At 45.2% G+C, this 18,106-nt stretch carries 17 protein-coding genes, 1 tRNA gene and 1 pseudogene; 11 read left to right on the plus strand and 8 right to left on the minus strand.

Annotation, left to right across the window (positions count from 1 at the left end; translation table 11 throughout):
• Positions 1–164: pseudogene (locus NDI35_RS28615) on the minus strand (photosystem II D2 protein (photosystem q(a) protein)); the annotation flags it as partial.
• Positions 165–369: 205 nt separating this feature from the next.
• Between NDI35_RS28615 and NDI35_RS28620 the strand changes: the two are divergent.
• The 6 genes from NDI35_RS28620 to NDI35_RS28645 all read left to right on the plus strand — a co-directional run bounded on the left by NDI35_RS28620 (position 370) and on the right by NDI35_RS28645 (position 8,216).
• The gene (locus NDI35_RS28620; protein WP_445315665.1) at positions 370–936 is read left to right on the plus strand and encodes a photosystem I assembly protein Ycf4; all 567 of its coding nucleotides are present in this window, start codon (positions 370–372) and stop codon (positions 934–936) included.
• A gap of 316 nt (positions 937–1,252) precedes the next feature.
• Complete coding sequence (locus NDI35_RS28625; RefSeq protein WP_445315666.1) at positions 1,253–2,038, plus strand: peptidylprolyl isomerase; 786 nt, start codon at positions 1,253–1,255, stop codon at positions 2,036–2,038.
• A 218-nt stretch (positions 2,039–2,256) separates the two neighbouring features.
• Complete coding sequence (locus tag NDI35_RS28630; RefSeq protein ID WP_445315667.1) at positions 2,257–3,492, plus strand: beta-ketoacyl-ACP synthase; 1,236 nt, start codon at positions 2,257–2,259, stop codon at positions 3,490–3,492.
• Between the two features lie 336 nt (positions 3,493–3,828).
• Positions 3,829–4,938, plus strand: a complete 1,110-nt coding sequence (locus NDI35_RS28635) for an ATP-binding protein (protein WP_445315668.1) — start codon at positions 3,829–3,831, stop codon at positions 4,936–4,938.
• A gap of 182 nt (positions 4,939–5,120) precedes the next feature.
• Positions 5,121–6,998 carry a DNA mismatch repair endonuclease MutL gene (mutL, locus tag NDI35_RS28640; RefSeq protein ID WP_445315669.1) on the plus strand — a complete coding sequence of 626 codons (1,878 nt, stop codon included), beginning with the start codon at positions 5,121–5,123 and terminating at the stop codon, positions 6,996–6,998.
• A gap of 393 nt (positions 6,999–7,391) precedes the next feature.
• The gene (locus NDI35_RS28645) at positions 7,392–8,216 is read left to right on the plus strand and encodes a SirB1 family protein (protein ID WP_445315670.1); all 825 of its coding nucleotides are present in this window, start codon (positions 7,392–7,394) and stop codon (positions 8,214–8,216) included.
• 196 nt (positions 8,217–8,412) lie between these two features.
• Here the strand turns inward: NDI35_RS28645 and NDI35_RS28650 are convergent, their stop codons facing one another.
• Complete coding sequence (locus NDI35_RS28650; protein WP_445315671.1) at positions 8,413–8,565, minus strand: hypothetical protein; 153 nt, start codon at positions 8,563–8,565, stop codon at positions 8,413–8,415.
• Between NDI35_RS28650 and NDI35_RS28655 the strand changes: the two genes are divergently transcribed.
• Positions 8,548–9,234, plus strand: a complete 687-nt coding sequence (locus NDI35_RS28655; protein WP_445315672.1) for an alpha/beta hydrolase — start codon at positions 8,548–8,550, stop codon at positions 9,232–9,234. The genes NDI35_RS28650 and NDI35_RS28655 overlap by 18 nt on opposite strands.
• A gap of 100 nt (positions 9,235–9,334) precedes the next feature.
• Here the strand turns inward: NDI35_RS28655 and NDI35_RS28660 are convergent, their stop codons facing one another.
• Positions 9,335–9,799, minus strand: a complete 465-nt coding sequence (locus NDI35_RS28660) for an SRPBCC family protein (RefSeq protein WP_445315673.1) — start codon at positions 9,797–9,799, stop codon at positions 9,335–9,337.
• A gap of 147 nt (positions 9,800–9,946) precedes the next feature.
• On the opposite strand from NDI35_RS28660, the gene NDI35_RS28665 reads away from it, so the two are divergent.
• Entirely contained in the window at positions 9,947–11,014 is a 1,068-nt protein-coding gene (locus tag NDI35_RS28665; protein ID WP_445315674.1) for an RNA-guided endonuclease InsQ/TnpB family protein, read from the plus strand.
• 234 nt (positions 11,015–11,248) lie between these two features.
• Entirely contained in the window at positions 11,249–12,925 is a 1,677-nt protein-coding gene (locus NDI35_RS28670) for a mechanosensitive ion channel (protein WP_445315675.1), read from the plus strand.
• A 241-nt stretch (positions 12,926–13,166) separates the two neighbouring features.
• On the opposite strand, the gene NDI35_RS28675 is transcribed toward NDI35_RS28670, so the two are convergent.
• The 4 genes from NDI35_RS28675 to NDI35_RS28690 all read right to left on the minus strand — a co-directional run bounded on the left by NDI35_RS28675 (position 13,167) and on the right by NDI35_RS28690 (position 14,921).
• Positions 13,167–13,240 (minus strand) — tRNA-Pro (locus NDI35_RS28675).
• Positions 13,241–13,277: 37 nt separating this feature from the next.
• A complete protein-coding gene (locus NDI35_RS28680) occupies positions 13,278–13,646 on the minus strand; it encodes a DUF1818 family protein (protein ID WP_445315676.1) in 369 nt (122 codons plus the stop codon).
• A gap of 141 nt (positions 13,647–13,787) precedes the next feature.
• The gene (locus NDI35_RS28685) at positions 13,788–14,333 is read right to left on the minus strand and encodes a hypothetical protein (RefSeq protein WP_445315677.1); all 546 of its coding nucleotides are present in this window, start codon (positions 14,331–14,333) and stop codon (positions 13,788–13,790) included.
• 354 nt (positions 14,334–14,687) lie between these two features.
• A complete protein-coding gene (locus NDI35_RS28690) occupies positions 14,688–14,921 on the minus strand; it encodes a DNA-directed RNA polymerase subunit omega (RefSeq protein WP_445315678.1) in 234 nt (77 codons plus the stop codon).
• A 198-nt stretch (positions 14,922–15,119) separates the two neighbouring features.
• Between NDI35_RS28690 and NDI35_RS28695 the strand changes: the two genes are divergently transcribed.
• Entirely contained in the window at positions 15,120–16,346 is a 1,227-nt protein-coding gene (locus tag NDI35_RS28695; protein WP_445315679.1) for an RNA-guided endonuclease InsQ/TnpB family protein, read from the plus strand.
• A gap of 46 nt (positions 16,347–16,392) precedes the next feature.
• Complete coding sequence (locus tag NDI35_RS28700) at positions 16,393–17,085, plus strand: GDSL-type esterase/lipase family protein (RefSeq protein ID WP_445315680.1); 693 nt, start codon at positions 16,393–16,395, stop codon at positions 17,083–17,085.
• Between the two features lie 105 nt (positions 17,086–17,190).
• On the opposite strand, the gene NDI35_RS28705 is transcribed toward NDI35_RS28700, so the two are convergent.
• Entirely contained in the window at positions 17,191–17,898 is a 708-nt protein-coding gene (locus NDI35_RS28705) for a hypothetical protein (RefSeq protein ID WP_445315681.1), read from the minus strand.
• Positions 17,899–18,106: the final 208 nt, after the last annotated feature.

Here is an 18,106-nt window from a genome sequence, read left to right on the forward strand (position 1 = left end):
ACGAAGGTGGTGCCTGTTAACCAGCCACCGATGGCTAGGTAGGCGCAGGGGAATAGCAGGATGCCAGACCAGCCTACGAAGACGAAGCGATCGCGTTTGAGCCAGTCGTCGAGTACATCAAAGATGCCTCTTTCGGTCTGGGCGCGTCCGACTGCGATTGTCATTGCGGTAAAATCCTTTTGCTTGTTAAAAGACCAAGGTTTCTAATTAAAGTTAACATAACTATATATTAGAAGTTCAGAATTTTTCAACATAATTAGCAGGTGTTGATACACAATCCCGATCGGTCGCTGACGCCATCGCGTCAGCGAACCGTGACGCTCGGTGGACTAATTGAATTAAGATTTGGCTTTAAGGCTGTTTAATTTTATGACTGCAAAAACAACGACCTCGATCGATCCTGTCCTGCGCTACCCGGTTTTGGGCTCCCGCCGCTTCAGCAATTACTGGTGGGCGACGGTGGTCAGCATTGGAGGGACTGGTTTCCTGCTGTCGGGCATTTCCAGCTACTTGCACGTTAACCTGCTGCCTTTTGCTGACCCGACTCAGCTTGTTTTCATCCCCCAAGGCATTGCGATGGGTTTCTACGGTGTCTGTGGCGTGCTTTTGGCGCTTTACCTGTGGCTGACTATTCTCTGGGATGTCGGTGGCGGTTACAGCGAGTTCGATCGACAAACTGGTAACATTCGGATCTTTCGCTGGGGTTTTCCCGGCAAAAACCGCAAGCTTGATTTTACTTGCAAGACATCGGACGTGCAATCTGTGCGGGTAGACATTAAAGAAGGTCTCAGTCCCCGTCGCAGTATTTATCTTAAGCTCAAAGACCGCCGTCAGTTTCCCCTGACTAGAGTCGGACAGCCGATTGCTTTGTCGGAAGTGGAAAATCAAGCGGCCGAATTGGCTCGATTTTTGCAAGTTCCCCTAGAAGGACTTTAGGGATTTGCGATTGGCGATTTGATATCTGAGATTGGTAATGTCTCGTAGGGTGCGCCGGGCCGCGCACCTTACCTACCTGGTAAGTGAAAAAGCTCGATCGGCTAGTAAGCCCGTTACCAATTTTTGAATCTATCAATTAACAATACTTTGGATAGTGTTTGATTCCCAACCGTAGAATAAGAGTTTCAATGCGATTAGGCAACTTCGCTATCCAAGGAAAATCGCAGGTTTCAGACTACGAACTAAAAACAGTTCGGACTATTGAATTAAAATCTTTAGTTGCAAAGTCCGTAATTGACTCAAAGTGAAAATACAAATGCAAATGCAAATCAAAATTCAGCGGTGGTTGTTCTCACTTTTAATAATTGGCGCGTTGTTTGTCGGAGGATGCGGTAGTTCCCCTGTGGCCAACTCGACTCCAACACCAAATCCGGCGTCTGGTGAAAATATTTCTTTGTCTCCGTCTCCTTCTCCTGCTGCTGTAGCGGCGAGTTCGCCATTTAGCAATTTGCCACGATTGGAAGGAAAAGCAACGGTGGTTATGACGGTTAAAGGTGCTCCAATTACGATCGAACTCGACGGCACAAATGCACCAATTACTGCGGGCAATTTTGTCGATTTGGTTCAGAAAGGAGTCTACGACGGGCTGGTATTTCACCGAGTCGTGCGGGAACCTCAGCCTTTTGTAGTTCAGGGCGGCGACCCCCAGGGTAAAGACCCTAAATTCCCTACAGCGCGACTGGGAACTGGCGGTTTTATTGACCCAAAAACTACTACCGAACGCAGGATTCCTCTGGAAATTAAAGCTAAAGGTGCTGCCAATCCGACTTACAGCCAAACGCTAGAAGAAGCTGGGGTTAAGGAGAAACCCGTGTTGATGCACAGTCGGGGGGCTGTTGCTATGGCTCGATCGCAGAGTCCTGATTCGGCTTCTTCTCAGTTTTATTTTACTTTGACCGATGTACCGTTTTTGGACGGCAGCTATGCGGTTTTTGGGTACGTGAAACAAGGCATGGATGTGATTGATAAGATTGAAGCGGGCGATCGCATTGAGAAGGTTACTGTTACTCAGGGTTTGGAAAATTTTAAGCCTGTTCAGTAGTCAGTAGTCAGTGGTCACTCGTCATGTCAATTCCGGTTGCACGAGCGAGATGATTGTTGACTGTTGACTGTTGACTCGATTTTATTATTCCGATGCAACCGGAAACGATATCAGTCGTTGGTCGTTGGTTAGTAGTTAATAATTAGTTCCAATCATAAATAACTAATGACTAATAACTAATGACTAATGACTAAAAATTTGGGAATCTGAGGGTAGATGTGGATGTTGTTGTTACGGGAATTGGCCTGGTTTCTGCTTTAGGCACTTTGGATTGTAGCTGGAAAAGATTGTTGTCTGGGGAATCAGGAATTCGGCAACATCAACCTTTTATAGAACTTGAACGGCGACCTTTGGCTTTAATTGGCACAAAACCTGTCGATTTAATAACTTTAATTCGGCAGGTTTTAATAGATGCTGTGCAAGATGCTAATTTGACTTTGCCTTTGCCCGATTGCGGGATTGCGATCGGTTCGAGCCGAGGCTTCCAAGCAAATTTGGAACTGTTGGCAAGCGAAGGAAGAGGGAAGAAGGAAGAGGGAAGAAGGAAGAGGGAAGAGGGAAGAGGGAAGAAGGAAGAGGATAGAGAATTCTCAATTACCGATTCGCAATGCCCAATGCCCAATTCCCAATGCCCAATTCCCTCTTCTCAATTTGTGAATTTTTTGCCTCACATGGGGGCGATCGCAGCGGCGAGGGCAATTGGTTCGACGGGACCGGTACTGGCGCCGATGGCTGCTTGTGCGACGGGTATTTGGTCGATCGCCCGCGCTGTTGATTTAATCCGCACCGGTGAGTGTCAGCGGGCGATCGCAGGTGCTGTCGAAGCGCCTATCACACCGCTGACTCTGGCTGGGTTTAGCCGGATGGGTGCTTTGGCAAACAATGGATGCTATCCCTTTGATCAAAATCGGGAAGGCTTTGTTCTCGGTGAAGGCGGGGCTTTATTGGTATTAGAATCTGCCGAGTTGGCAAGGCGTCGTGGCGCTAAAATTTACGGTCAAATTTCCGGTTTTGGCTTGACAAATGATGCTTGCTATGCTAATTCCCCGGAGCTGGGGGGGAAAAGTGCGATCGCGGCGGTAAATCAATGTTTGAAACGCAGCAATTTAGCGGCGATTGATATAGATTTTATTCACGCTCACGGTACTGCAACTGAGTTAAATGACCGACACGAAGCACTGTTAATTGAGAAGTTATTTCACCGAGGAGTTGCTGTTAGTTCGACTAAGGGGGCTACGGGTCATACTTTGGGAGCTTCGGGAGCTTTGGGCGCGGCTTTTTGTTTGATGAGCATTAAATATCAGATGTTGCCGCCTTGCGTTGGAATGACAAAACCGGGGTTTGAATTAGATTTTGTTCGCTGTGCGCGATCGGCTATTGTCAGAAATGCGGTTTGTTTAAGTTTTGGCTTTGGCGGGCAGAATGCTGCGATCGTTTTATCGGGCGAGCGTTAATTTTTGTAAACTCGGTCGATCGACATTTAAATTAGACGATCTCTCTACAGTTAAAATCTTCTGAGGTGGCCGGATAACCCCCCGCACATCCAATTTAAATCTAAAAAATAGTACAATACTTATGTATTTTAGCCAATTAACTGAGAATTTTGGTGAGATTGCTGCTGCTGCTATGCTAGTCTGGCTCTGCATCCCGACGCTGATCCTTGCGTCAAAGCCTAGGAGACTAGAAAAGAGAGGCAGATTAAAGCAGTATTGTATTTTATTAACGCACCGATGGCGATCGGCGAAAATAGAAAAAAGAAACTGTTTAAATTAAGCTTTAGGTATTTTTACATGGATCTGGCATCTCATCGATTTATGTCTTATTTTGAACCAGAGCAAGCTGCTCACCTTTGCCAAATAGCTGTTTTGGAGAGTTTTGATGAGGAAACGCTGGTTTTTGAAGAAGGAGAAACAGCGGATTTTTTCTATCTAGTTTTAGAAGGTAAAGTCGAGTTTAGCAAGCGGCTTGAAAACAATAAATATCAAACTGTCGCTGTGGCTAAGCCAGACGATTATTTTGGCGAACTTGGAGTTTTAGACGGAGAGCCTCGCAGTGCTAGAGCTGTGGCAGTTGCAGGCTCGACTTTGGCCAAAATAGCCCGTGAAGAACTAATAGCAACTCTCCAGTTTGCTAAAGGCAGTTCGGTACTGCAAATGTTTAGTTTCATTACTAAAAATTTACGGGATACCACGGATCAATATGTTAGCCAGTTGGTACACAAACAAAAAATGGTATTGGTAGGAGAAATGGTGAGTACAATTATTCACGATTTCAAAAGTCCTTTTACCGGAATTAAACTATCCAGTGAAATGCTCAAAGAAATGCACCCAGATGAGGAAACTCAGGAGTGGTGTGAACTTATTCAATTGCAGGTTCATCGAATGTTGGGGATGGCTGAAGAAGTATTAGAATTTTCGCGAGGTAATTCTGTATTAAATAAAAAACCCGTTAATCTAATTCAGACGTTGCAGCAGTTTGAAAAGTTGAACAGAGTTTATTGTGAAGCAGCAAAAGTAGATTTAGCAGTACGGGTGACAGAAGTAATAGTGGAAGCGGATGAAAATAAGCTTTTGCGCGTTTTACAAAATTTAGTTGGGAATGCTGTTGAGGCTTTTGGCGGACGAGGGGGGCGGGTGGAGATTGCGGTGACACAAAGTGAGGAGTGGGCCGAAATTAGCATTTACGATAACGGCCCCGGCATTCCACCGACAATTAAGGAAAAGTTATTTGAACCGTTTGTGACTTATGGCAAGCGGACTGGTACTGGGTTGGGAACGGCAATTGTTAAGTCGATCGTTGAGGCTCACAAAGGAAAAATTAGTTATGAGTCCGAGGACGGAAAAGGCACAACTTTTTACATCCGCTTGCCGAGAAGCATGGCTTTAGCAGATCAAAATTAAGTAGGTTGGAAGATATATACTTAGGACTTTCTCACTAAGCCTCAGAGACTTGGTTGATCGGTAGATATCTTGTTATCAAACAATATTTTTCTAATAAACCGGGTTGAAAAGCGTAAGTCCTAATACTGTGTAGCGATTGGCAGAATCAAGTAGAATTGAATTAACGAAGCGCTAAAAATCGGATGCCAGTTACTATTCAAACCTTACCCACAGAAGTTATCAACTTAATTGCCGCCGGCGAAGTCATTGACTCGATCGCCGCTGCGGTACGAGAATTAGTTGAAAATTCTCTGGATGCTGGCGCAACTCGCATCGTTGTTTCTGTCTGGCCTGAACAATGGCGGGTGCAAGTTGCAGATAATGGTACGGGAATGGATCTGGAAAATTTGCAGCAGGCGGCTTCGCCTCACAGTACGAGCAAAATTACCACTGAAGCAGACCTTTACAAAATTGATACTTTGGGATTTCGTGGGGAAGCTTTGCACAGTTTAGCTCAGTTAGGCTGTTTGGAGGTTTTGAGCCGATCGAATGATTTGGGATTGGGGGATTTTTCGGAAAATCCAGAGTCGGCGCAAACCCCCGCCAAATCATCCTTTAACCAGGGGGGAGTTGAAAATGCTCGATCGGGCTGGCGGGTGGTTTACAACAACGCAGGCGTTGCTGTGGAGGTGGAAACAGCGGCGATCGCTCCGGGTACGGTGGTGACTGTTGATAATTTGTTTGGCAATTGGCCTGTGCGCCGCAGTTTTTTGTCGCCGGCACAGCAAATGCGATCGATCCAATTAACTCTTCAGCAAATTGCTATTTGTCATCCGCACGTTAATTGGCAGTTGCGTCAAGGAAACACGCCTTGTTTGCACGTAACTCCAGGTAGCACAGCGGAACAACTTTTACCTCAATTCGTGCGCGGTGTGCGAGCGAGCGATTTGCAGTATTTAAAGTTAGATTTGCCGGCGAGTCCTCAAAATCAGAAAGCAGCAAATTTATTGATAGAAACTCAACTTGTGGGCGCTACAGTTAAGCCTAATTACCAATTACCAGTTGCCAGTTCCCATTTCCAAATGCCCAATTCCCAGCGTTTGGAATTAGTAATTGGTTTGCCGGATCGGTGTCACCGCAGGCGACCGGATTGGGTGAAAGTTGGGGTAAATCGGCGAGTTGTGCGATCGCCCGAATTAGAGCAAACTATTCTCAGCGCCTTTGCCCGCACTTGTCCGCGCGATCGCTATCCCGTGTGTTTTGTCCACCTCCAAATCTCCCCTTCGGAAATCGACTGGAACCGCCACCCGGCTAAGGTGGAAATTTATCTGCACGATCCGAGTTTTTGGCAAGAACAAATTAGCGCGGCAATTGCTCGCGCTTTGCACCTGAACGATGAAGTTTTGCCGCCTGCCCCAATTCCCGATCGAGTGGGAAAATTGCTGAAGGCATCGGAACAAAAAAGTGCTTACAGTGTCGGGATTTCGGCTAGGCAGAATGAGGACGGCGGCGAAGAGGAAAAAGCTAATAAAGTAGGATTGATGGAATTGAGGGCGATCGCGCAAGTTCACAATACTTACATTGTTGCCGAACATTCCAGCGGAATGTGGTTGATAGAACAGCATATCGCTCACGAGCGCGTTTTATACGAGCAATTGTGCGCGGCTTGGCAGTTAAAATGTCTAGAAAAACCCGTGATTCTCAGTCAATTATCTGCGCTGCAAATTGAGAATTTATCCCGCTTGGGTTTGGAAGTAGAAACCTTTGGGGAACAGCTATGGGCTGCCCGCGAAGTTCCTGAATTATTAGCCGATCGAGATGACTGTGCGGATGCGCTTTTTGAACTCAGTAAAGTCGCAGATTTACAAGCTGCTCAAGTTGCAACTGCTTGCCGTAGCGCTATGCGAAACGGTACTCCTTTGAGTCTTTCCCAAATGCAAGATTTGTTGGATGAATGGCAGCAAACTCGCAATCCGCGCACTTGTCCTCACGGTCGCCCTATCTATTTTGCTTTGGAAGAATCGACTCTGGCTCGGATTTTTCGCCGCAGTTGGGTTATTGGTAAAAGTCACGGGATTTGAAAGTTGATTTGACATCCGAGGGTGTTCACCTCAATCTCGATGCAAAAAAAATCGTGAAGGTTTATTAAAAATAGTGGCTGCTTTAGATGAAAAAATTTAGAATATATTAAAATTTAAATAAGGCACTGTTTTTAATATCTTTTGGGCAACAGGCAAGATGCCTGTTCCACAAGAAAAAATGCCTGTAGTACCATAAAAGATTTAATTACACTACAAAAAGCTGCAACAGGCAAGATGCCTGTTCCACAAGAAAAAGTACCTGTATTACCATAAAAAAGGTTAATTATACTACAAAAAATGCCGATTTACCAATAATTTTTGTTGTGGAACAGGCATCTTGCCTGTTCATGATATTAGTCCAATAAGTACATAAAAAATAAATCAATAATAAATATGGATTTTCCGATCGCCCGACAACTCTTTTATCGAGAAATAAACCAGCCTGATGGCTCGATCGACCTGGCGAAAGCAGCCCTTTATATGGCTTTGGAAGAATACCCAAATTTAGAGCCAGAGGAGTATCTCAACGCTCTCGACACGATCGCAGATGAAGTGCGCTCACGCCTGCCGGAACAGAATTATCCGCTGCGGATTATTCAAACTATTAACGCCTATTTATACGGAGAGTTGCAGTTTGCGGGCAATGATGTGGATTATTACGACCCCCGCAATAGCTTTTTGAATGAAGTGATCGATCGGCGTACTGGCATTCCGATATCTTTATCTTTGGTTTATTTGGAGGTTGCTCAGCGCATTGATTTCCCGATGGTGGGAATTGGGATGCCAGGACATTTTTTAATTAGACCGGATTTTGAAGATGCTGGTATTTTTGTTGATGCGTTTAACGGCGGCGAGATATTATTTCCTGAAGATTGTCAAGCCCGACTTTCTCAAATTTACGGTCAACCTATGGAGTTGCAGCCGGCTTTTCTCGCCCCGGTAAGTCGCCGACATTTTTTGGGGCGAATGCTGGGAAATCTGAAGGCAATTTACTTGCAACAGGGAGATGCTGTGAGGGTACTCTCGGCGATAGAACGGATTTTGCTGCTGTTTCCCGATGCGCTGGGGGAACGGCGCGATCGCGGAATTCTATATTATCAACTGGGACGCTTCGCGGAAGCGCGCCACGATTTGGAATTATACCTGAGAAATGCTCCGAATGCTCCTGATGCTGCTAGAATTCGCCAATTGGTCGATCGGCTCGATCGGGATATGTGAACTTAGATTTGGTATCGATCGCACACTATAAGACATATTCAAGTGACACTCAATACACTGCTGCCCGACGACCAAATTTCGCTTTTATCATTTTTGCAAAGGTATCTAAAATTGTCAAAAATCTAAGTGTAACATATTAATTGTCAATTAACACCTATCTTTTGATAGGTTGAATTTGCTTGACTTGACTGTAAAATCATAGGTCATTTACGGAAATCCCGATGCGACTTTCCCGACTGATACCCGCACTGATACCCGCACTGATACCCGCACTGATACCCGCACAGACGAGCGATCGAAAAAGTATTTTGACGTAAAGAGGCACAAACTCATGAACTTTCAGTTTCAACAAGGTTATCTCAACGGAATGCAACCGCTATCAGCCCATTTAACCAAAAAAATGTCAAAGTCTTTATCATTGGGTTTGGCGCTTTTGCTGGGAACAAGTGCAGTATTCCTAAGCAGCGGCAAAGCCTTGGCATTAGATAATGTTACCGTAAAATACGGTGCTGTTGACGTAACATTACCGATGAGCGACTTACAAAGCTTTGCACAAACCGGCCAAGCATCATCTCAACTACAAAGCGTTCTGAGTCTTGCGAAACAAACTCCCGAGTCGGTGCGCGAAATATTAACGCGAGAAGTGCCTTTAGATTCCCAATTAATAGCGCGGCTAGCAAGCACTTATTTTGGGGAAATTGTTTTCAAACAATTGGGCGAGGTTGCTTATGCGCCGACTGCTCGGCTGCAAAGCGTGCCCGCACTGCGCGATGCTTTAGTCGCAGCTTCTAAAGATGGCAAAATATCGCTGATTGAAGTGATGCAAAATTACAGCCCTGCTGCCTTAGAAGTTGACGGCAATCAAGCGATGGTTATCTACGAGCGAGTGATTAAAGATGTGCAAGATTTGCAAGCTTTGTATCAGAATTCCCCGGCTTTGCAAAATACGGCCAACCAAGCCGTGAATTCGGCGAGAGAAATGATTTGTCAGCCGACTCCATCGGGAAGTACCAAGTAAATAACTGAAGTTACAAGGAATTGGTAATTGGAAAAAGGTGCTTTTTTTCTATTAAGTCGGAGTTTTTAACTATTAGCAACTACCAATTACCAATTCCCCATTATACTTTACCCATTTTTTGAGATAGTTGCTCGGCTACCCGCTTGAGCCGCCGCAGTTGGTCTTTCATATCTTTCTCTGTCCAAGGGGCTGCAAAGCGATTGAAACCAAATCTAATTAAAGGATTGGGAATTTGAAATTCAAACCGGTTAATCAAGAGAGTTCCTTGGATTTGCGGCTGGCATTCCCAACGATCGCATCCTTTGAAAAATCCGTCAAACCCCCACACAATTAAACCTGGTTGTCGCTCCAACACAACACTCTCTAAAGTGGGTTGCAAAACAGGAATTTTTATGATAAATAAGCTGCGACTTCCTACGGCAGTATCCCATTCGCCCTGGGGATCGCAGCGTAGCAGGGGATTGAGCCACTTGTGCATTAAAGTGCGATCGACTATACACTGCTCCACCAGAGTAGCAGCAGCGCGAATTTCAATGGATTGCTCGAAAACTTGACGAATTGACATGAGAACCTGCAACAAGGACGGTATTACAAAACTTTGCTTACTTTATAGTCATTTATTTACTTGTACCGTCAATTTTTCCAGAAAATAAAAGATTGACACACTCATAAATACAGTGTATCATCTTGAATTAAAGTATATATACCAATTATGCAGCTAGTCGAAAGGCACGTCTTTAAACCAAATCATAGGTTTTATCGAGAAGCCGATCGACTGTCTTGGCTGTGCAAAAACCTTTACAATAGCGCTAACTACATCTACCGTCAACAGTTTTTCGCCAGCCAACAAACAAACGCTCTGGCTGTTGATCGCGCGCTTAAAACAAATATTGATTACAAAGCACTGCCCGAAAAAGTAGCACAAAGCACGCTCAGCTTAGTCCTCAAAGCATGGACTAGCTATTATCTGGCGCAGCGAAACTATCAGGAAGACCCAACTAAATTTAAAGCAGCCCCGCAAATTCCTCATTATAAAGGTTCAAGAGAGCGAAAAAGAGAGGATGGGCGCTATGTAGTTGTATTTAATTGTCAATCTGTCAGCAAAAAAGCCTTAAAAAAAGGATATCCTCGTCCCTGTGGGACTAATATTTGGTTGCCCTCAAGAGTCACCTCGATTCTGGAAATCCGGATTGTTCCCAAAGTAGGTTGTTATGGGGTCCAGGTGCTCTATGAAAAGTTAGAACAGCCTTTACAAGTTAATCAGAGAGTAGCTGCCATAGATTTAGGATTAAACAATCTGGCAACATTAACCTACAATGTTCCTGGGTTAGTACCGACAATCTACGACGGAGGGGCTGTTAAGTCAACAAACCAATACTGCAATCAAGTTTCATCTGCCTTGAAATCATTCCTGCCCGCAGCGCAAAAAAACAGTGAAAAACTTGCCAAATTGTGGCACAAGTGTAACTGTAAAGTGGATTACTACCTCCACACGCCGAGTTCCGCAATTATTAAAGAACTCGTCAATAATCAAATGGGCTTACTGGTTATAGGCTGGAACCAGGATTTTAAATATGGGATTAATACGGGTTTGATTAAAAATCAAACTTTTGCTTGTATTCCCCATAGCCGATTTCGGCAAATATTGCAGTACAAAGGACAACCTGCGGGAATTCAAGTTGTGTTAGTTGAGGAGAGTTACACCTCCAAATGTTCAGCTTTGGATTTGGAACCAATTCAACAACATTCCGACTACATTGGCAGTAGGGTAAAAAGATGATTGTTCAGAACCAAAACTGGACGATTCATAAATGCCGATGTAAACGGTTCTTTGAATATTCGCCCAAAAGCAGTCGGATAGGGGTGTATCCCAAATTCGATAGAGGGTTTTGTAGTTAACCCAGTACGATTAAAAGTGTACAAACATTAAATTTAGGCGATGTCTAGATTTTTTGGAACTATTATTAAAGTTTCGTCTTCTCCTTGTCAAATCTGACGTTAACCTGAGAAAAAAATGAATGAAACTTGGCAAGAAATAACTCAACCGATATCGGGCCCCATAGCGGCGTTGTCCGATCGCGTTTTGGCACAGGCCCAGCCCGGGAATGCCCTGACAGATGCAGAACGCGGAATTAACAATTTCCTTCAGGGCTCAAACATTGAAAATCTCCTCTGGGCCGTCGGTATCCTGCTCATTGGCTTGATAGTATCAGCCCTCGTCTCATCTGTAGTGGGGGGATTGCTCAAGAAGACTACGCTCGACAATCGGCTGGCTGCTTGGATTACAGGCCGCCCAGAAGGAACTGGAGCCCCGCAAGTGGAAAAATGGATTTCCGCAGCGGTGTTCTGGATCATTTTTGTTTTTTTCCTAATTGCCTTTTTCAACCGCCTGAATCTAACGGCTGTCTCGCAACCCCTCAATACTTTTCTCAATCAAATTACCGGTTTCTTGCCGAAGTTAGCCGGCGCGCTAATTTGGTTGGGGATTGCTTGGGTGTTGGCAACAGTCGCCAAAATGGCCGTATCGCGGGCGATGCGGGCTTTTAGCGTGGACGAGCGCTTGAATCAAGAGGTGGGAACTGCGCCCACTGAGCGCCCTTTGCTGCTGAGCGATACTCTGGCGAATGCGCTGTACTGGTTCATTTTTCTGCTGTTTTTGCCGCTGATTCTCGACTCACTGGAAATGCAGCAGGCTCTGCTGCCGGTTAATAATTTACTCAACCAAATTCTGGCAGCAATTCCGAAAATTCTGGAAGCTGTGGTGATTGGGTTTGTGGGCTGGCTGCTGGCTATGGTGGTGCGGCGGATTGTCACGAATCTGTTGGCTGCTGCTGGGGCGGACAGTTTGGGCGCTCGGTTTGGAATTTCGCGGACTTCGGGCGGACAATCGCTGTCGTGGATTGTCGGGACAATCGTCTATGTTTTGATTTTGATTCCAACAGCGATCGCAGCTCTGAACGCTTTGGACATTCAGGCGATTTCGCAGCCGGCAATCGCGATGCTCAACACGATTCTGGGCGCGCTTCCCAACATTTTTACAGCAGCCCTAATTCTGGCGGTTGCTTACATGTTGGGGCGCTGGATCAGCGATTTGGTCACTAATATCCTGACGGGAATTGGCTTTAACAATGTCTTTTCTTGGTTGGGAGTGCAGCAACCGAAACAGCGGCTGCGGCTACCGCCGAGTTCGATCGATCCCGACGCAACGATTCTTCAAGAACCGGAACTTCCGGCCCGCACGCCTTCGGAATTTGTCGGCATTGTGGTGCAGGTGGGCATCATGCTGTTTGCTGTGGTGGCGGCTACCGATGTGCTGCGGATTCCAGCACTGACGGCGATTGTTAGCGGTATTGTCCTGGTTGCAGGTCGGGTGCTAGCCGGTTTGGTGGTATTTGCGATCGGTTTGTATTTGGCGAATCTGGCGTTTAGTTTGATTGCCAGTTCTGGAACTCGCCAAGCGCGGCTTTTGGGTCAAACGGCTCGGATCGCGATTATTGCCTTTGTTTCGGCCTTGGCGCTGCAACAGATGGGCATTGGCAGCGATATTGTGAATTTGGCTTTCGGGCTGCTACTTGGGGCGATCGCAGTTGGCATTGCTTTAGCTTTTGGTTTGGGCGGGCGCGAGATTGCGGCCGACCAAATTCGCGAATTGTTAGCGTCGTTTAAACAAGATAAGACGCCGCGTTTGTAATTCTCTAAAAAGGCGTTTGTCAAATACAAACGCCTTTTTTTTATGATTAATTTTATTGTGAGGGTCGCGAAGCAATCGCAAAGCCTTTGAATTTGATTTGAATTTGAGGATACAGCTATAGACTGTTCGGAAGCAGAGATTGATTCTTGTTTCTGGGCCGATGCCCTAATTGAGAATGTTAAGAGCTGCGTCGCCGGCCCTAAAACAACAAAACCTTCTCATAGAGAAGGTTTTATCACAATCGGAGCGGCGGGATTTGAACCCACGACCCCTACTACCCCAAAGTAGTGCGCTACCAAGCTGCGCTACGCCCCGACAGCTTTAATAGCTTAGCATAGAATTCCCGAAAAAGTCAAAAAACTTTTAAAACTTTTGCGGCCTGCACCAAAGTCGGAACCGCAGCCGCCGGCCAAAAACCCTCGCACCTTCGGCCAGCATTCAAGATCAATTGCACAATGTAAGCTTCGGGATAGCCCTCCACCTGCACCCACAGCAAGTCGCTTTCGGCTTCAATGGCGATTTTTTCCTCGTCCATTAACTCAGAGGCCATGTGACTCATTGTGTCGGCTAATTGCCCCAACAATCGGCAAAAATCGTTTAACTCAGCCTCCGTGAGTTCGATCGCCCAACCGTCGCCAGCCACCAAACCCTTAAACTCCTCCGCCTCCGGGTTCCATCCCAAACGCCACCCAACACCTGTTTTAATTACACGTTCCACCATTAAGGGATTTTAGATTTTAGATTTAGGATTTTAGATTAGTAGAACCTACCCATAAATACGAAAGAAACCGGGTTTTTTACCTGTGTTAAAGGCTCAAAAGCAATATTTCCGTAAAAAACCCGGTTTCTGTATCCATGAGTATTAAGGTGCCAGCAACTTCGCATCTCCCGGCTGCGGCTGCGGTATCTCCGGCGAATTCGATCGCCCTTGTGGTTTTTCCCCGGCCGCCGGTGTGGGCCCACGCCCGGAATTCTCCGTAAAAACATCAACCAAAGCTTGAACCAAAGCATCCCGCTGTGCTCTATTTAACTTTTGAATAGCAGCGCGATCCTGTTCCATTGGATTTGAGCGCAAAACGTCTTTTCCCGGATACACGCTTTCTACCAAATAATCGGGAGTTGCCCCCAAATAGTCAGCTAAACTCAACTTCCAATCAAAGCGGTAATTGGGCGGTCGTCCTTTGACAAATACGTGATATCGAATCAACCGCCCGACTAAAGTATTGGTTGGAGCGACTTTTCCAGTTTCCTTAGAAATGTAGTTATTTTCGATCGGGAAATCCGGCAATTTTTCGTACACCAATTTCCACGCATCTTGCACCCTCACTTGCGGCGCAGATTGTTGAGCCACTCGCTGCACTGAGGCAGACTCAGAACTCCGCAGCAGCGAAGGTTCCAAAGCTGACATACTAAGTTCCCCGGATTCCAAGACCCAACTCAAAAGCGTGAAAATCGCTACACTCAAAGTAACCAACAGAAAACTTAAGCCCTGCTTTAATTTATTCACGGTTTTGACAAAAATTTGAAAAATAGAATAATTTCATACACTTAGCGGCCAGGAGATCTCCTAGTTGTTTATAATTTTAGGATTTACGCTCATCAACCCGGTTTATTAGAAAAATCAGAGGTTTTTTAACGAGGCAGCTAGGAATAAACCGGGTTTCTCGTCCCGCGCGCCCAAGTCTAGTTTGAAAAAGTTGTGAGTTTTGAGTTGACAAAAATTGCTGGCAATTCACCACTCAAAACCCAAAACTCCCGAAGTCTAGATGTCTCCGATAATTTCCGGTTGAGTCAGTTCGTCCGACATCTCAAATATCGCCCGCATTACAGGTTTCATTTGATGGTCGTCCATATTATCAAAATCTTCATAGCGACGGCGTTTTGCGCGGTTCGCCACCTGCACCGTAATCCGATAGCGGTTGGATGCACCGTTAATCAACTCTTCCGCGCGACGGGTTAGCTGAGTTGAATCGAAGGGTTGACGCTTATTAGCCATGAGACTACCTACTTTTTGTAATGTTACATTCTAGTTTAGCTTAGTCGCGGGAAGCCCCGCGCCAAACATGGTACGACCTTGAGCGACGGGATGTTTGCTGTGCGAGTCAAGGGGTTCGATGCCCCGCCGACTTGGCAAATAATCTCTGCCACCACCCTATTATTTATCATGTTCTGTAAACCGTGTTAACATAATGGAATGTTAAAAGCAGTCAAGGTCAGACTTTACCCCACAAATGCACAGCAAGCTCATTTGGCTCAAGCTTTTGGGTGTGCGCGTTGGGTCTGGAATCAGTCACTTGCGGCTATGTCAATAGCTTACAAAGAGACGGGTAAAGGTTTGTCTGCTCTTGATATGAAAAAGCAGATCCCGTTCTGGAAAGCTGAACACGAATGGCTAAAAACTTGCTATTCACAATGTCTTCAGCAATCTGTGCTAAATCTATCTCAAGCGTTCATTAACTTTTTTGACGGACGTACTGGTTATCCATCTTTCAAAAATCGCCATGGTCGGCAATCCCTTCAATATCCCGCAAATGTCAAACTATTGAGCCAAGGCGAAATTAAATTCCCAGGTTACTTAGGAACGGTAAAAGCTAAGGTTCATCGAAACATAGAAGGAAAGTTGAGGACTGTTACGGTGTCGAGGATGCCTGATGGTCGCTATTATGCTTCGCTATTGGTCGAGGATGGTCTTGACTCGCCAGAACCCAGTAGTGAAGGCAAGACGATTGGGCTTGACTTGGGGCTGATTGATTTTGCCGTCACTTCGGATGGCTCAAAATACCAAAACCCACGGCATCTTAAGAAGCATGAGCTTAACTTAAAACGCAAACAGCGAAAGCTATCTCGCAAAAAGGATAAGACCACTAACAAGCGGCGTAAAGCTCGTATTGCTGTGGCAAAAGTGCATTCTAAAATTTCGAGAGTGCGCTCGGATTTCCTCCACAAGCTGTCCCGTAAGACAGTTAACGAAAACCAAGTTATCGTGGTGGAAAATCTAGCAGTGAAAAACATGGTCAAAAATCATAACCTTGCCCAGGCAATTAGTGATGCAGGTTGGGGAATGTTTTGCACCATGCTCAAATACAAAGCAGAGTTAGACGGCAAGACTTATCTAGAAATAGGCAGGTTTTTTCCCTCTTCTCACCTTTGCTCAAATACGCTGCTACAAATCCCAAAGATGGATCTCTGTGTCCGCTCGTTTGATTGCCCTCGTTGTCATCAGCGACATGATCGAGATGTGAATGCGGCGATCAATATCAGAAATGAAGGCTTACGGATTTTGGCGTTGGGAATCAGCGCTACTGCCCTTGGACGCAATGTAAGACCAAAACGGTATGGACGCAAGTCTACTACTGTAGAGGCTGTTGCGGTTGAATTGGGAAGCCCGCGTTCTATCTGTACTCAGATGAACGTCGGGTAATTCACTATGTCAAGATTCATAATTTATTAACTGAGTATCATTGCTTATGCAGGTAGCAACAACCTATTCCTTTGGTCACTTGCATCGGGGAAGTTCTCATCCCCTCAAATTGGTTGCTTTCGGCGACAGCTTAATCTACGGTTTCGGCGACGGTGTAGGCGGGGGTTGGGTGGAAAGATTGCGGCGCCAGTGGATGTTACCGGAGAGTGCAGGACACGTTTTATACAATTTGGGCGTTCGGGGCGATCGCACCTATCAAGTCGCCCAGCGGCTAGAGAATGAGTTTCGCCACCGTGGCGAACTGAGAAACCGCGTCCCGGATGCGATTATTCTTTCCGTCGGCCTCAACGACTCGGCGAGAGTGCAGTCGCCTACCGGGCGCAGCTACACTGAGTTTGAACATTTTAAAACTGTTTTGGATCATTTGTTAAACCTATCCCAACAACTTTGTCCGGTGATATTTGTCGGGATGGTGCCGGTGGATGAAAGTAAAATGCCTTTTCAAGATTGTTTGTATTACAGTCATGCTGACCAATATCGCTACAAGGAAGCAACGAAATTAGCTTGTCAGTTGCGGGGAATTCCTTATTTAGATATTTTTGATAAATGGCTCGATAGGGGCAGTGATTGGTGGCGATCGCGCCTGATTGTAGATGGGCTGCATCCCAATGCAGCGGGCTATCAATCTTTATTTGAAGATGTGACAAGTTGGGAGCCGCTAGCCTCTATTAGTCATTAGTCATTAGTCAATAGTCATTAGTCAGTAGTCAGCTAGGCTGTTGCGCCTTTAATGCAGCTTGTCTAAAAAACTGTGTAATTGATATTACTCTTTTTTTGCAAGCAGCTATGTGCGTATAGACTCTACTGTGAATGAGAACTTCAGCTTAGGGATTCCGCTTGCCTGTAATAAACTTGCGATCGTCTCTACACTTGTCTTGTACGACATATTATCTTTAGAACCAAACGGAATATCTGCTTTCCATTTTCCATTTAAAGTGACAGTTATTGTAGCGGGTATGATAAATCTTCTCGGCGATACATACACTTTTTCTATATATCCTTCTTCTTCGTTGAGCTTTACTTTAGCAAAGTCAGACAAGTAGGCTTCTAGCAGCAACCAAAACACTCTATCTACTGTGGTTTGCAAATAAACTTCTTTGTAAATTTTATGCTGAGAACCTTGAGTTGTCCTCCCTTTTGCACCGTATATGCTGTTGCTTATAGGAAAAACTCCAGACTTGACATCTGTCTTTCCTATTGGTTCTTTTAAATCGCAAAAGAATGGCTTAACAAATATCATCATTCTTTTATCTCTACTACTGTCTATGTAATTATCATCTTTTGGTATGCACTCTAAATACTTATTTACCTCATAACGATTTAAGTCAATACCACGTTCCGTTAACAATGCCACGAGATATTGCTTCTTATTAGCAAGATTAGCTAACCTTACAAGCATACCTGTATTACTATCCCGGACAGTTGTTGTGTTGGTTGGTAATACTTGCTTTTTACTAAAATTTATCTCTTCATTAAAAAGTAATTTAACCAAATCTTGTTTATAAGGATATATTCGTTCTATAGCCTTGCGGGAAAGTCTCTCATATAGGTCATCTTGGGTAATTGCTCAACCCCCTTGACAAGAAGACAAGATAGACATTAGATCAAGGAATGGAAAAACTCCCCGACCTAAAACAGCTATCGAACGAGGCAAAAGAAGCCTTGATAGTAGAGCTATGGGAGAAAATCCAAAAACTAAC

The organism is Microcoleus vaginatus FACHB-2002, assembly GCF_040004035.1.
GTDB classification, from domain to species: Bacteria; Cyanobacteriota; Cyanobacteriia; order Cyanobacteriales; family Microcoleaceae; genus Microcoleus; species Microcoleus vaginatus_C.

Coding starts and splice junctions, on each gene's coding strand:
- NDI35_RS28620 (WP_445315665.1), top strand. CDS start 370: ATGACTGCAAAAACAACGACCTCGATCGATCCTGTCCTGCGCTACCCG.
- NDI35_RS28625 (WP_445315666.1), top strand. CDS start 1,253: ATGCAAATGCAAATCAAAATTCAGCGGTGGTTGTTCTCACTTTTAATA.
- NDI35_RS28635 (WP_445315668.1), top strand. CDS start 3,829: ATGGATCTGGCATCTCATCGATTTATGTCTTATTTTGAACCAGAGCAA.
- mutL (WP_445315669.1), top strand. CDS start 5,121: ATGCCAGTTACTATTCAAACCTTACCCACAGAAGTTATCAACTTAATT.
- NDI35_RS28645 (WP_445315670.1), top strand. CDS start 7,392: ATGGATTTTCCGATCGCCCGACAACTCTTTTATCGAGAAATAAACCAG.
- NDI35_RS28655 (WP_445315672.1), top strand. CDS start 8,548: ATGAACTTTCAGTTTCAACAAGGTTATCTCAACGGAATGCAACCGCTA.
- NDI35_RS28660 (WP_445315673.1), bottom strand. CDS start 9,799: ATGTCAATTCGTCAAGTTTTCGAGCAATCCATTGAAATTCGCGCTGCT.
- NDI35_RS28665 (WP_445315674.1), top strand. CDS start 9,947: ATGCAGCTAGTCGAAAGGCACGTCTTTAAACCAAATCATAGGTTTTAT.
- NDI35_RS28670 (WP_445315675.1), top strand. CDS start 11,249: ATGAATGAAACTTGGCAAGAAATAACTCAACCGATATCGGGCCCCATA.
- NDI35_RS28680 (WP_445315676.1), bottom strand. CDS start 13,646: ATGGTGGAACGTGTAATTAAAACAGGTGTTGGGTGGCGTTTGGGATGG.
- NDI35_RS28685 (WP_445315677.1), bottom strand. CDS start 14,333: ATGTCAGCTTTGGAACCTTCGCTGCTGCGGAGTTCTGAGTCTGCCTCA.
- NDI35_RS28690 (WP_445315678.1), bottom strand. CDS start 14,921: ATGGCTAATAAGCGTCAACCCTTCGATTCAACTCAGCTAACCCGTCGC.
- NDI35_RS28695 (WP_445315679.1), top strand. CDS start 15,120: ATGTTAAAAGCAGTCAAGGTCAGACTTTACCCCACAAATGCACAGCAA.
- NDI35_RS28700 (WP_445315680.1), top strand. CDS start 16,393: ATGCAGGTAGCAACAACCTATTCCTTTGGTCACTTGCATCGGGGAAGT.